This window comes from Yoonia vestfoldensis SKA53 (assembly GCF_000152785.1).
In the GTDB taxonomy this organism is placed as follows: Bacteria; Pseudomonadota; Alphaproteobacteria; order Rhodobacterales; family Rhodobacteraceae; genus Yoonia; species Yoonia vestfoldensis_A.
Map to the genome: position 1 here is coordinate 2,580,736 of NZ_CH672414.1, position 14,472 is coordinate 2,595,207.

The following is a 14,472-nucleotide window of genomic DNA, read 5'->3' on the forward strand; positions in this document are numbered from 1 at the left end:
ACTTTCATAGGATGCGGATTTAGCCCGTATATAGAAGCGACGGCAGGCAGTGTCACCCCATGCAATCCTTGTTATAGGAGCCTTTGATGACAGTTGTGCAGGTGCCCGCCATGTCCCCCACCGCCCCGCGAGAGGCCGATCTTTACCCCCCCGTCAAAGCCTATCTGCAGGCGCGCGGCTATGACGTCAAAGGCGAGGTGGGGGCTGCCGATATCGTGGCGCGGCGCGGCGATGATCTGCTGATTGTTGAATTGAAGCGCGGTTTCACGCTGGGGCTGTTCCATCAGGCAGTGGACAGGCTGGCGCTGACCGATCTGGTTTATGTGGCGGTGCCCGCCGGCGGGCAGGCCAAGGCGCTGGCGGCGAATGTCAAACTGGCGCGCCGGATCGGGTTCGGGGTGATGACGGTGCGTCTGCGCGACGGTTTCGTCGAGGTGCTGGTCGACCCCGGCCCCTATGCCGCGCGTCTGTCAAAGCCCAAGCGCGCGCGCCTGTTGCGGGCCTTCGACCGCTTGCAGGGCGATCCGAACGCAGGCGGTGCCACGCGCCACGGCCTGGTCACCGGTTACCGGCAGGATGCTTTGCGTTGTGCGCGGTTTCTGGCGGTGCATGGCCCGTCACCGGGCGTCAAGGTCAAGACCTGGGCCGAGGTGCCGCAGGCCACACGGATCATGGCCGACAATCATTACGGCTGGTTTGACCGCGTGGCGCGCGGCGTGTTCGACCTGACGCCAGCGGGGCGCAAGGGTCTGGCCGATTATGGCGATGAACTGGATGATCCGGTCAGTAGCGCCTGACCAGATCCCAGCCATCGTTTTCCAGCAATTGCAGCACGCCGAAATCGCCGATCAGATGGGCAGCCCCAAAGGCTGCGACGATGGTGTCAGTCTCGGCTATCGCATCCGCGATCACTGGCATCCAGTTGCGGTTGCGCTGGATCAGCAGCATATCCTCCATCTCGGCAAAGATCGCGGCGCCAGTTGCAGGGTCAAGCCCCGGCGTGTCGGCGACCGCAAGGCGCGACATTTCCCACAACCGCCCGACATCATTGCTGAAATAGCTGTCCAGCATGGCGACGAACATTTGTTGTTGGATGTCCGGACTGACAAGGCCGAGGCGCAGCATGTCGATCTGGTCGTCCATGGTGCCGGTCTGGAAAACCTCGAACAGGGTGGTGAAGGATTCCAGCGACTGCATCGGAATGTCGTTTTCGCTGGCCAGATCGCTGATCATGCCGTCCAGCCCTGCCATGCCTTTTGCCAGATCCATCATCGCGCAGGGCGGGATAGCCAGCAGCAGCGACAGATACCAAGGCTGCATCTGTGCCACCATGAACCCCGGCACGCCCCGGTCGCTGGCGGCACTGGACAGGGTCGCCCAAGTGTCGGCGTCCAGCAGGTCGGGCAGGGTCGGCCCGTCTGTGATCAGGAACATGTCAGGCTCGGTGGCCAGCATCGCTTCGAGCGCGCGCTGGTCGTCGGGGGTGGCTTCGAGAAGGACGACATCCGCGGCCAGCACATCATCCGCGATCATGTCAAAGATCGGGTCAAGGCGTACGTCATAGATATGCATCGTGCCGACCAAGGTGATCGCCTTGCCGTCGCGCGTGGCATCCCAGATCAGCCCGTTCGCATAGGGCAGATCGGCGGTGGCCTGATCCAGTTGCAGGCGCTGGTCCTTGGTCAGCATGTCGAAATAGCTGGTGCCGACGCATTGCGCCGTTGCATGGCCGGCCGTCAGCAGCAGGGCTGCGGCGGCAAAAACGTGTCGCAGCATCGTGTGATCCCCCAGGGTTGTGTGGTGGTTACTTTAAAAGACGCACGGGCGGGGTCAATCGCCCCGTGCGCGTTAGCCAGTTTGTCATATTTTCCGCCAAGCCGATTGCATGCATAGCCATCATCATGAATGATAGCTTATCAGCTGTTTGGGCATGAACCTGACTGCAAGCACCCAGACAGGCATCACAAGTGCAAAGTAAGTTATGCGTATTCTCTTGGTTGAAGACGAGCCTGTGCTCGCGCAGCAGATCAACACCGTTCTAGTGACCGAAGGCTATGCCGTCGATATCGCCGATGACGGGATCGCAGCAGAGGCGCTTGGGGTCTCGCAGCCTTATGATACAATCGTGCTGGATATGGGATTGCCCGGGCGCGACGGGATGCAGGTCCTCAAGAACTGGCGCGCTGCTGGTATGCGCGCGCCCGTGCTGATCCTGTCAGCCCGCGATGGCTGGACCGAAAGGGTAGACGGGCTTGACGCTGGTGCTGATGATTATCTGACCAAGCCGTTTCACATGCCCGAACTATCCGCGCGGTTGCGGGCGATGATCCGGCGCAAATCCGAACAGGCCAGTCCGGTGTTCGAGCGCGATGATGTGGTGTTCGATTCGCGGATCAATCAGGTCATGGTCGCCGGACAGGGCATCAGCCTGACGGCGCAGGAACTGGCGGTTCTGTCCTATCTTTTCCATCACGCGGGCCGGCTGGTGTCGCGGACTGAATTGTCGCAGCACATCTATCATCACGATGGCGAACGCGAATCGAACACAATCGTCGTCTTTATCAACCGCTTGCGCAACAAACTGGGTGACAGCCTGATCGATACGGTGCGTGGTCGCGGCTATATGATCAAAGCGCCAGAATGACTTCGCTGCGCGGTCGGGCGGTAATCGGCGGCATTCTGTGGGCGGCAGTGACGATCTTGCTGGGGTTCGCGGGGCTGCAATCCTTTGTCGACCAGGGCGCCGAAGAGCGGTTTGACGAATTGCTGCGGACCCGCCTGTCACAGGTGGTCACGGCTGTTGAAAATGTCGCCGCCACCAACCCCGAGGCGATCGAGGGCGCGGTGGCCGATCCGGTTTTCATGCGCTCGATGTCAGGGCTGTATTGGCAGGTCGAAAACGAATTGGGTCAGGTGTTCCGGTCGGCGTCGCTTGACGATCATGTTCTGCCGCGCCCGCGGATGGTGGCAGACGAGGCCGCGAATGACAGGTTTCTCGGGCCGATGGGCGACCCCGTGCGCGCGATGTCCCGTCGTCTGACGCTCGATGATGGCAGTCTCTGGCATGTGCAGGTGGCCAAGTCGATGCGCGGTCTGCAGCAGGAACTGGCCCAATTGCGCGAGATCATGTTGACCGCCTTTACCTTTGTGATCGTGATCGGTGTCGTCGGTGCATTGTTGCAGGTCACTGTCGCGCTGCGCCCGATCGAAAAGCTGCGCCGCGACGTGCAGCAACGCTGGACCAGCGAAGGCGGGCTTGACCACGGCAAATACCCCGAAGAAGTCGCCCCGCTGGTCTATGACATCGACACGCTGTTGACCCGCAACCGCGAGATCGTGCAGCAATCGCGCAAACAGGCGGCTGATCTTGGCCATGCGATCAAGACACCGGCCGCGATCATGCGCAACGAACTGGACGCGCTGGCGCGCGCGGGCCAGCCCGTGGGCGAGGCGATCGCCGCGCTGGACCGGCTGGATGCCCAGCTCAAACGGGCCTTTGGCCGGATGCGCGCGCAGACCGGCATCGCCGCCCAGCCCGCCGTCACCGAGATGGACCGGTCACTGGGGCGGATGGTCTGCGCCTTTAGCGATATGGCGGCGCAGCGCAACCTGACCCTGACCGCGCAATATCCCCCCGGTGGGCGGTTGCGGATGGACCCCACCGATCTGGAAGAAGTGCTGGGAAACTTGCTCGACAATGCGCTGAAATGGGCCAGCACCACGATCCGGCTGACAGCCACACCGCAGGCGGATGTCGTCACCATCACGATCGAGGATGACGGGCCGGGCATCCCGCCCGAGCAGATCGCGCTGGCGATGGGCAGTGGCCAGCGGCTTGATATCGCCAAGCCCGGCACCGGTCTTGGCCTGTCGATCACGTCGGACCTGTTGCAAGCCTATGGCAGCGCGCTGCTGGTTGATCAATCGGTGGATCTGGGTGGTCTGCGCGTGCGGTTCCGCTTGCAAAGCGTTCAGCCACAGGGTTGACAAGCGGGTGTTTGCCCTTGCATGGCGGGCAAGAGCCCAACCCACATAACGGAGACTGGCCATGTACCGCCTGACCATGATCGTGATCTTCGCCGTGCTGCTTTTTAGCGGTTACTGGTTCGCAGCATCGCAGCTGTTGCAAGCCGCACCGGACAGGGCGGCACGCCTTTTTGCCGCCGAAGGTGTCGAAATGCAGGTCGGGTCTGTGACGACAACCGGCTTTCCCGCGCGGTTTGACACGGGTCTGACCGATCTGCGGCTAACACATGCCGCATGGGCGTGGCAGGGCGCGCGGCTGGATATGCAGGCCGACAGCCTGCGCCCGCTGGCAGCGACCGTCACCTTTCCGCCAGAACAGACGCTGCGCATTGCGGGCCAGTCGCTGCGCGTGACCAGCCAGGATTGGCAGATCAGTGCCGCAATACAGCCCACGACACGGCTGGCCTTTGATCGCGGCAGTCTGCGGATGGGCAATTCCGAGGTCGTGTCTGATGCCGGATGGCAAACGGGTCTGGGCGGGTTGGTCGCGACCATCGCATTGGCTGCGGATCAAGAGGCCATCTATGATACGACGATTGCGGCGGATAATATCACCTTTCCTCGCCTGTTGCGGGACCAGATCGACCCGCAAGGCACGCTTGGCCCGCAATTGGATGCTGTCCGCGGGACCGCGCGCCTTACCCTTGCCCGCCCGCTTGACCGCAGCCTGCAAGGGCGCTTGCCCGATCTGGACCATATCGCGCTGGACGATCTGCAGATCGACTGGGGGCCGGTCACGGTGCAGATGTCGGGCGATATCGCGGTGGATGCGGCCGGTATGCCTGCGGGCGTGATCATGCTGCGCACGCTGCAATGGCAAACGGTGATTGATCTGCTGATCACCTCTGGCATCATTGACGCAGGTCTTGCCCAGACGGTCACCCGACTGGCGGGGTTCATGGTGGATGGCGACGGGGTGCTGAACATTCCGTTGGCGTTTCAGGATGGGATCATGCTGGCTGGTCCGATGCCGATCGGGCCTGTGCCGCGCCTGCGTTAACTGGTGCCGAACAGCCCGGTCAGCGCGCGCCGGACCAAGGCGGTGACGGACGGGCGGTGGCTGGCGTGAAACGGTAGCGGGCGGCAAACTTCGATTGCGGCAACACCGACACGGGCGGTCAATGCGCCGTTCACGACGCCTTCGCCAAAGCGGCGCGACACTTTGCCAAGGATACCGCCGCCCGCGATGGTCCCGATCAGATCATCCCCCACGGCCAGCGCGCCTGTCGCCACCAGATGTGCCAGCACCCCGCGCGTCAGCCGCCAACTGCCCAAGGTGCCTGACCGCCCACCATAGATTTCCGCGATCCGCCGGATCATCCGCAGGTTCGCCGTCAGCGCGGTGATCAGATCGGCCAGTGCTAGCGGCACAAAGGCCGTGACCATCGCGACCTGCCGTGCGGCGGTTTCGACCTCGCGCATGGCGCGTTGATCGAGCGGTTGCAGCACCGTCGTTTCCGCCAGCCCCAACAACGCATCGGCATCCAGCATATCGCCTTGGCGCTGGGCCAGCTCCGCCTTGCCCCATGCGGTATCGTCACGCCCGGCATAAAGCCTTTCCAGCGCGCTGATCACCTGCCGCGCGCCTTTCAGGTCGTTGCTGACCAGCGCATCGCGCGCGCTGATCTGCAGCGCATCCAGTTTGCGTAACCGGCGAAAGGCCGACACTTCGCGCAGGCCGATGATGACCAGCACCAACAGCAACAGACCCATCAGGACGGTCGCGATCCAGCCCAGCACAGGCGCGCGCGCCAGCAATCCGGTGACATAATCCCACGCCGCTAGCGACACCACAAAGCCTGTCAGCAGCACGACAAGGCTCCAGAACCAGCGCGCCAGCGGCGATGGCGGGTGGCTTGCCACCACGGCAAGGCGTTGCATCGCGGCGCCCTGTGTCTCGTCCGGGACGGCGGGGGCGGTGTCGGGGCGAGCCATGTCCTGCCCGTCAAGATCAATCAGAACCGGTCTGCGGGTCATAACCTGTCCCCCAGCAAAAACTGCGCCGCGCGGTCCAGCCGGATATGCGGCGGCCCGTCGCCTGGGCGCAGGGTCAGGCGCGCAGGCGCGAAATTCATCACGCTGTAATCGGCATCGAGCCACTTGTCCGCGCCTTCACGCGCGGGTGCCAGCAGATGCGCAGGGTCATCAGGCAATTTGCCCGGATAAAACGCCGCCTGCTTGCCCCCGTCCAGCAACCGCCCGCGCACCACGTCCAGCGGGCCACCCGCATGCTCGACGGTGTCTTCGACCGTGGTGCGCAGGGCGGCAATCGCCATTGCGGCGGTCTGCGCGCCTGCGAAATCGGCACGGTCGCGCGCATCGCGCAGCAGGGCCTGCGTGATCGCGGTCAGTTGCGGATGCTGGGCATGATGCAGATGATCGGCCTTGGTCGCGGCAAACAGGATCTTTTCCACACGCCGCCCTTTGAAAATCCGCGTCAGAAACGCGTTGCGCCCCGGTTTGAACGCCGACAGCACGGCGGCCATCGCGCGGCGCAGATCCTCTAGCGCGGCAGGGCCGGCATGGATCGCGCCCAGCACATCGACCAGCACGATCTGGCGGTCGATCTTGGCGAAATGGTCTCGAAAAAACGGGCGCACGATGTTGGTCTTGTAGCTGTCGAACCGCCGCGCCATTTCGCGGCCCAAGGATTTGCGCGCAAAACTGTCGCCCGGCAGTGGTGCAAAGGTCAGCACGGGCGATCCGGCCAGATCACCTGGCAACAAGAACCGCCCCGGCGTGCAATCGGAAAACCCTGCATCGCGCGCCGCGTTCAGATGCGCGGTAAAGGCGGTGGCAAGGCTGGCTGCCTGCGGTTCCGACAAAGGCGCGTTGGCATCGGTCTGCTGCGCCAGCGCCAGATAGGCATTACCCCCCGGCCTGCCCTTGGCACGGGCAAGGGCTGCCTTGGACCATTGCGCATAGGTCAGATCGAGCAAGCCAAGGTCCAGCAACCATTCCCCCGGATAATCCACGATGTCGATATGCATGGTGCGCGGCCCTGACAGCCCCGACAGCAATCCGGCCGGCTGCACCCGCAGCGACAGGCGCAATTCGCTGATCTGGCGGGTGCCTTCGGGCCAGCTCGGGTCCGGCGCGGTCAGGCGGGCAAGATGGGTTTCATAGGCAAAGCGTGGCACGGTATCGTCAGGCTGCGGTTGCAGAAAGGCCGCCTTGATCGCACCATTTGCTGCGGCGGTCAGTTGCGGCATCCGCCCGCGGTCCAGCAGATTGGCCACCAGCGAGGTGATGAACACCGTCTTGCCCGCCCGCGACAGGCCGGTCACACCCAGCCGGATCACGGGGTCGGTGAAAGGCGCGGTCAGCGTGCTGGTCACGCCTTCGACGCTGCGTGTGATCTGATCGGCGATTGCGGCGATACCCAAGGCTGGCCCTTTCGTTGTTGATAAACAGATAAGCACGGCGTTGGCCGATGTGTAGGGATTGATTTTGCGCGCCTGCCCGCCTAATCGGGATCTTATGCCGCGTTATGCCCTTCTTGTTGAATATCACGGCGCGCCTTTCGCGGGATGGCAGCGGCAGACCGGCCTGCCCTCTGTGCAAGGCGCGATCGAGGCGGCATTGGCGAAACTTTCACCCGGCCCCCATACCATCGCCGCCGCAGGGCGCACCGATGCGGGGGTTCATGCGACAGGGCAGGTGGCGCATTGCGATCTGCCCGGCGATTGGGACCCGTTTCGTCTGTCCGAGGCGTTGAATTACCATCTGAAACCTGATCCGGTGGCGATCCTTGGTTGCGCGCTTGTCGCGGATGATTGGCACGCGCGGTTTGATGCGGTGGAACGGCAGTATCTGTTCCGCGTGATCGCGCGCCGCGCGCCGCTGACATCAGAGGCGGGGCAGATGTGGCGGGTGAACCATGATCTGGACGCCGCGGCGATGCAGGCGGGGGCCGATCACCTGCTGGGCCTGCATGATTTCACCACCTTCCGGTCGTCGATCTGTCAGGCGAAAAGCCCGGTCAAGACGCTGGACGAATTGCGCATCGAGGTTGTGCAGCGCGCTATTGGCACTGAATATCGGTTCCATGTGCGGGCGCGGTCGTTTCTGCACAATCAGGTTCGCAGCTTTGTCGGTACGCTGGAACGGGTCGGCGCGGGGGCATGGCAGCCGGGTGATGTCGCCCGCGCGCTGACCGCGCGGGACCGTGCTGCCTGCGGGCCGGTCTGTCCGCCGCAGGGGCTGTATCTGGCGGGTGTGCGCTATCCCACCGACCCTTTCGCGCGGGATTGAGCGTTGCAGCAAACACAGCAGCGCGGCGTTTGCAGGTGGGATTGGTCAAGCCGGACCTGTTGGGCTAGGTCTTTGGTCAGACGCGACCAAAGCTATGGGGGAGGCGCTGCGTGAAAAGCAACCTGTGGATAGCAATCGCCCTTGTTTTTAGCGCAAGCGGGGCCTTGGCCCAGGACATCCGCCTTGTTGCGAGCACAGCGCGCGAGGCGCTGAACAATGCGTCGCTGTTGCGCGCACTGGATGATACTGCCGTCCCGCAAGATTACATTGCCGCCGCGCGGGCGGATTACCGCCGGCTTTTGACGGCACTTTATGCCCAAGGGTATTATGGCGGCACCATCTCGATCACGATTGACGGGGCAGAGGCTGCAAACCTTGCGCCGCTGGCCGCCCCTGCCAGCATCAGTGAAATTGTCATCACCGTGACTGCCGGCGCGCAATTCACTTTTGGCGAGGTTGCGATTGCGCCCTTGCCGCCTGCGGCCGACATCCCCGCGGATCTGGGCCCGCGCGAAACCGCACGGTCGGGGATGATCCGGACCGTGGCGCAGCAATCTTTGCGCAGCTGGCGTGAACTGGGCTATCCGCTGGCGCAGGTGAACAGCCAGCAGATCGTCGCCCGGCATGCGGATGAAAAGCTGGATGTCACCATCGGGCTTGATCCCGGACCACAGCTGCGGTTCAGCGCGCTGGAGGTGTCGGGCAACCGGCGGGTACGCAGCGAACGGGTGCGCGCCATCGCGGGGCTGCCCGAAGGTGTGATTTATTCCCCCGCCGCCGTGGACAGGGCGCAGGCGCGTTTGCGCCGGACAGGGACGTTCAACAGCGTATCGTTGACCACCGCCGATCAGGCGGGGCCGGATGCGACGATCGGAGCGCAGGTGCAGCTGGACGAGGCCAAAAGGCGGCGGATCGGCTTTGGTCTGGAGCTTTCCTCGATCGAGGGGGTGACGGTGTCCACCTTTTGGCTGCATCGCAATCTGCTGGGCGGGGCGGAACGGTTGCGCGTCGAAGCGGTCGTGTCGCAGATCAACGCTGATGCGGATGGTGTAGATTATGCCCTGCGCGGCAGCTTTAGCCGCCCCGCGACATTGGGTCCCGACACTGATTTCTATATCAACACCGAGATTGCGCGGCAGGATGAAGACAGCTTTTTGATCGATTCTGTCGAGGTTGAAGCCGGCCTGACGCGGTATCTGCGCGATGATCTGACCCTGCAGGGCGGGATCGGCCTGCTGACCGCGCGCGAAGACAGCGATCTGGGTAAACGCGATTACACGCTGCTGATCCTGCCGCTGCGCGCCACGCTGGACCGGCGCAATAATGCTTCTGCCGCCAGTGCGGGCTATTATCTTGACGCGCGGGCGACGCCCTTTGTCAGCTCTGACGGCGATCTGGACGGCGCGCGCCTTTATGGTGATGCGCGCATTTATCGGTCGTTCGGGGCGGATGACGGGTTCACCCTTGCCGCACGCGGCCTTGTCGGCAGCTTGTTGGGCGCGCCGATTGCCGAGGCGCCGGCGGATTTTCTGTATTATTCAGGCGGTGGCGGCACCGTGCGTGGCCAGCCTTATCAATCGCTTGGCGTGCAGACGCAGGTTGGCGGGCAGATTGTCACAACCGGGGGTGCGTCCTTTCTGGCAGCCCAGCTTGAGGCGCGCTATGCGATCCGCGACAAGATCGCGCTGGTTGGTTTTTACGATACCGGTTTTGTCGGCGACACCGCCATGCCGGGCGAAAGCGGCGCATGGCACGCGGGGGCGGGCGTAGGGCTGCGCTACACCACCGGCATCGGCCCGATCCGGCTGGACCTTGGCACACCTGCCAGCGGTGATGATGCGGGCGAAAGCCTGCAGGTCTATATCGGCATAGGACAAGCGTTTTGAGATTTCTCTGCCTGATCTTCCTGCTGCTTTTGCCTGTGTCTGTGATCGCTCAGACCGCAGACGACGACCGTGGTTATCTGACCGGCCTGATCGAGGACAACCTGTCGGGCGCGGATCGTATTGTTACGATCACTGGCTTTGAAGGCGCGTTGCGGTCCGAGGCCCGGATTGCGCAGATGACGATTGCGGATGCCGAAGGTGTCTGGCTGACGCTGGAGGATCTGGTGCTGCAATGGAACCGCGCATCGCTGTTGCGCGGCGCGATCAATGTCCAGCAATTGCGCGCGGGCCGGATGATCTTGTCGCGCGCGCCGGTGAGCGGTGACAGCGGCCCGTCGCCCGAAGCGCGGCCATTTTCCTTGCCGGACTTGCCTGTCAGCGTGTCAATCGATGCGCTGGACATCGCGCGCATCGAGATCGCCCAAAGCTTTCTGGGCGAAGCGGTTGTTGCAAGCGTGCAAGGCGCGGCTTCGCTGGCGAGCGGGCAAGGCTCGGCAAACCTGCTGGCTACGCGGCTGGACGGCGCGCCCGGATCTTTGCGGATTGATGGCAGTTATTCCAATGAAACCAACGTGCTGGATATCCTTTTCGACCTTGATGAAGGCCCAGACGGGATCGCCGCGCGCCTGCTTGACCTGCCGGGGCGGCCTGCGGTCAAGCTGGTCGTGCAAGGCGATGCGCCGCTGGCCGATTTTTCTGCCACGCTGGCGCTGGCGACCGACGGGCAGGACCGTCTGACAGGTGATTTCGCGCTGGCGACGGTGGATGGGCGCCAGCAGGTGCAGCTTGATGCCGGTGGTGATATTTCGGCGCTTTTCGCGCCGGAATACCGCGATTTCTTTGGGAATGATGCGCAGTTGCAGGTTGCGTTCAACCGTGCTGCGGACGGGCGGATTGATATCCCGCAGATCACGCTTGACGCGGGGCGCGCGCGCCTGTCGGGCGCAATCCGGATTGGCCCGCAGGGCTGGCCCGAACAGATCAGCATCACGGGCGCGATCACCCCTGTCGATGGCGCGCCTGTCTTGCTGCCCGTGTCGGGGCCGCGCAGCTTTGTCGATGATGTGACCCTTGATCTGGCATTTGACGCGGCCGTTTCCGACAAATGGGCGATGGATCTGACGATCAACGGGCTGGACCGTCCGGGCCTGTCCATTGCCAGCCTTGGCCTGCGCGGTGGCGGTGTCTTGCAATCGGGCGAAGGCGATCAGAACGGGCGCGTGACCGCCGACCTGACCTATGGCGCGCAGGGTCTGCAACTGGATGATACCGGTGCGGCGCAGGCGCTGGGCGATGCGGTCAGCGGGATGCTGGTGATCGACCGGACCGAAGGCAGCCCGATTGCCCTGCGGCGCTGGTCGCTGTCCGGTGCCGGTATCGAGATCTTGGCCGAGGCCCAGATCGCCGGCGCGCGCCAAGGGTTTCGGACAACGGCGGCCGCAACGTTGGATATTGTCGGTTTGCAGCGGTTTTCGACCCTTGCAGGGCAGGATTTGGGGGGGGCTGCCGGGTTCGACATTACCGCCGATCTGACCCCGTTGGACGGGCTGTTCACGCTTGGCCTGACAGGTACCACAGATGATCTGCGCATTGGGATCGCGCAGGCCGATGCCGTGCTTGCAGGCGATGGCCGCATCGCGGCGACAGTGGTGCGCGACACCGCCGGCACGCGGCTGCAAGACCTGCGCGTAGCGACCGATGCGGCAGAGATCAGTGCCACCGCCACCCTGACCAGCACCGGATCGGTCGCCGATGTCACGGCCCGCCTGCGCGATGTGTCGGTCGTGCTGCCCGCGCTGTCGGGTCCGGCCACGACGACAGGGCAGGTGACGATATCTGCGGATGACCGGATCGCATTCGCCCTGTCCGGTGACGCGCCCGCCGCATCCTATACCCTGACCGGCACAGTCGCCCCGTTGCCCGATGACGTGCGGAATGTGACCATCGACCTTGCCGCCGATGTCACCGACCTATCGCTCTATGCCGGTGTTGCGGGGCGCCCGCTGGCGGGGGCTGCGGCGCTGCGCGTGCAAGGCTTTGTGCGCAACGATGGGGCGCGGTTCGCGCTGGATGTGCAGGGCGACACGCGTGATCTTGTCACCGGTATCACCCAGCTGGACCCGCTCTTGGCAGGTGCGGGGGATATTTCCGCACAGATCGCGCGTCCAGCGGATGATGCGCTGCGGGTCTCGGAGCTTTCGGTGCAGACCGATGCGATTGACCTGCGCGGCACGGCTGATTTGCGGCTGGACGGGCCGATGACGGCTGATCTTGCGCTGCGGATCGCGGATGCGCGCCTTGTCGATCCTGCGCTGGCGGGGCCATTGAGCTTTGTGCTGGATGCGGCACCGGACGCGCAGGGGCAGACCGGCGCGCTGTTGCAGATCACTGGCCCTGATACCGCGTTGCGGTTTGATGCGACCGTCGCAGGCCGACAGGCCGGTTTCGCCATGACCGGCGATCTAAGCGCGCAGGTGGCGGATCTGGCGTCCTATGCGGGGCTGGTCGGGCGGCCCCTGCGCGGCAGTATCGACCTGACGGCGGCGGGCCGTGTCGTCCCTGATCTGAGTGGGTTTGAGGCGCAGGTCAGTCTGCGCAGCGAAGGTCTGGGCATTGGCAATCCGACGGCCGATGCGCTGTTGGCGGGAACCGGCCGGATCACCGCCGATATCGGCCGCGCGGAGGGGCTGCTGGTGGTGCGCACGCTGGAGGTATCGACGCCGCAAGTGTCCTTTGTCGGCGCGCTGAACAGCAATGCGGGTTTCCGGCAAGGCCGCTTCAACGCCAGTCTGCGCGATGTCGGCCTGTTGACCGACCAGATCAGCGGGCCGGTGCGTGCCACCGGCAGTGCATCGCTGGACGCTGTGGGCAATTGGGGGGTGGATGCCACTGGCACCGGACCCGGCGGGCTGACAGCGCAGGTGCAGGGGGCTGTCGCGCAAACGGGGACGCTTGATCTGACGATCAAGGGGGCGGCGCCCTTGGCCTTGATGAACACCGCGATCGAGCCGCGCCGATTAAGCGGGACTGCCAATTTCGACCTGCGCGCCGATGGGGCGCCGGGGCTGGATGCGCTCAGTGGGCAGATCACTTTTGCCAACGGGCGGCTTGCCGCGCCGACACTGGGGCAGGCGCTGAACGGGATCACGGGGGCCGTGCGTTTGGGCAACGGGACGGCGCAGGTCGATCTACGCTCTGGCGTCGAGGCAGGGGGCAGCCTTGCGATCAGCGGGTCTGTTGGCCTTGGCGATGGCAATCCCGCCGATGTGACGATCCGGCTGGATGATGTCGTGCTGCAAGACACCCAGCTTTACCGTGCAAACGTTGGTGGCACGATCACCCTGCAAGGACCATTACAGGGCGGTGCGCGGATCGACGGACAGCTGTCGCTGGGCCAGACCGATGTACGGGTGCCATCATCGACGATCAGCGGCTTGGGCGCCTTGCCCGAGGTGGTTCACCGGCGGCCCGACCCCGCGGTCGTGACCACGCTGGCCCGCGCGGGCCTGTTGCCAAGCGGGGCGCAGGTCAATGGCGGCAGCACCGGCACGCGGCGCGCTTTCCCGCTGAACATCGTGATTGATGCGCCGTCGCGGATTTTCATCCGGGGGCGCGGGCTTGACGCGGAACTGGGTGGGCGGCTGATTATCGGTGGTACAAGTGCCGATGTGATCCCTGTCGGGCGGTTCGATCTTTTGCGCGGGCGCATCGACATCCTGCAACAACGGTTTGACCTGACCGAAGGCAGCGCGTCCTTGCAGGGGGAATTCGAACCCTACATCCGGCTGGTTGCCGCAACGACCAGCGCGACCGGCACCCAGGTCAGCATCATTATCGAAGGCCCCGCCAGCGAACCGCAGGTCAGTTTCGAATCCGTGCCGGACCTGCCACAGGACGAAATATTGGCGCAGCTGATCTTTGGTCGCGATGTGCAAAGCATGAGCCCCTTGCAGGCGGTACAGCTGGCAGGTGCGATCAGCACCCTGGCGGGCGGTGGCGGCGGAGCGGTTGACCAGCTGCGCCAGAACCTTGGTCTGGATGATTTCGATGTGACCACCGACGAGCAAGGCAATGCCGCCCTGCGCGTCGGGCGCTATCTGTCCGAAAACGTCTATACCGATGTCACCGTGAGCAGCGATGGTGGCACCGAGATCAACCTGAACCTTGATATCACCGATGAAATCGTGGCCAAGGGTGGCGTCGATCAGGACGGCGACACCGGCATCGGGATATTCTTCGAGCGTGATTATTAGCGACCGTGCGTGCCTGCCGGACCAGACCTGCGCCTGCGAACAGCGCCAGCACT

General features: G+C 64.1%; 10 protein-coding genes. 7 read left to right on the forward strand and 3 right to left on the reverse strand.

The genetic code is table 11. From position 1 onward, the window contains the following. Positions 1 to 86: 86 nt before the first annotated feature. On the forward strand, positions 87 to 797 hold the full coding sequence (locus SKA53_RS12510) for a DUF2161 domain-containing phosphodiesterase (protein WP_007206523.1): 711 nt from the start codon (positions 87 to 89) through the stop codon (positions 795 to 797). On the opposite strand, the gene SKA53_RS12515 is transcribed toward SKA53_RS12510, so the two are convergent. Next, positions 784 to 1,776: a TraB/GumN family protein gene (locus tag SKA53_RS12515; RefSeq protein WP_007206524.1), complete on the reverse strand. Its 993-nt coding sequence runs from the start codon at positions 1,774 to 1,776 to the stop codon at positions 784 to 786. The genes SKA53_RS12510 and SKA53_RS12515 overlap by 14 nt on opposite strands. A gap of 205 nt (positions 1,777 to 1,981) precedes the next feature. Between SKA53_RS12515 and SKA53_RS12520 the strand changes: the two genes are divergently transcribed. The 3 genes from SKA53_RS12520 (at position 1,982) to SKA53_RS12530 (ending at position 5,026) form a co-directional block, all read left to right on the forward strand. Next, positions 1,982 to 2,644, forward strand: coding sequence for a response regulator (locus tag SKA53_RS12520; protein ID WP_040482975.1), 663 nt, complete (start codon positions 1,982 to 1,984; stop codon positions 2,642 to 2,644). Beyond that, entirely contained in the window at positions 2,641 to 3,987 is a 1,347-nt protein-coding gene (locus SKA53_RS12525; RefSeq protein ID WP_007206526.1) for a sensor histidine kinase, read from the forward strand. The genes SKA53_RS12520 and SKA53_RS12525 overlap by 4 nt, the downstream gene beginning before the upstream one ends. Before the next feature lie 61 nt (positions 3,988 to 4,048). Then, positions 4,049 to 5,026: a DUF2125 domain-containing protein gene (locus tag SKA53_RS12530; protein ID WP_007206527.1), complete on the forward strand. Its 978-nt coding sequence runs from the start codon at positions 4,049 to 4,051 to the stop codon at positions 5,024 to 5,026. On the opposite strand, the gene SKA53_RS12535 is transcribed toward SKA53_RS12530, so the two are convergent. After that, positions 5,023 to 6,003, reverse strand: a complete 981-nt coding sequence (locus SKA53_RS12535; protein ID WP_007206528.1) for a YcjF family protein — start codon at positions 6,001 to 6,003, stop codon at positions 5,023 to 5,025. The two genes, SKA53_RS12530 and SKA53_RS12535, sit on opposite strands and share 4 nt — an antisense overlap. Then, complete coding sequence (locus SKA53_RS12540) at positions 6,000 to 7,412, reverse strand: YcjX family protein (RefSeq protein ID WP_007206529.1); 1,413 nt, start codon at positions 7,410 to 7,412, stop codon at positions 6,000 to 6,002. The genes SKA53_RS12535 and SKA53_RS12540 overlap by 4 nt, the downstream gene beginning before the upstream one ends. Before the next feature lie 94 nt (positions 7,413 to 7,506). Here SKA53_RS12540 and truA point away from each other — a divergent pair, with 94 nt between their 5' ends. From truA to SKA53_RS12555, 3 genes are all read left to right on the forward strand, one after another. Further along, positions 7,507 to 8,280: a tRNA pseudouridine(38-40) synthase TruA gene (truA, locus tag SKA53_RS12545; protein WP_007206530.1), complete on the forward strand. Its 774-nt coding sequence runs from the start codon at positions 7,507 to 7,509 to the stop codon at positions 8,278 to 8,280. Between the two features lie 110 nt (positions 8,281 to 8,390). Further along, positions 8,391 to 10,166 (forward strand): autotransporter assembly complex protein TamA, encoded by a 1,776-nt coding sequence (locus SKA53_RS12550; protein ID WP_050752686.1) that lies wholly within the window; start codon positions 8,391 to 8,393, stop codon positions 10,164 to 10,166. Next, on the forward strand, positions 10,163 to 14,419 hold the full coding sequence (locus SKA53_RS12555) for a translocation/assembly module TamB domain-containing protein (RefSeq protein ID WP_007206532.1): 4,257 nt from the start codon (positions 10,163 to 10,165) through the stop codon (positions 14,417 to 14,419). Before SKA53_RS12550 ends, SKA53_RS12555 begins: the two co-directional genes overlap by 4 nt. Positions 14,420 to 14,472 lie beyond the last annotated feature (53 nt).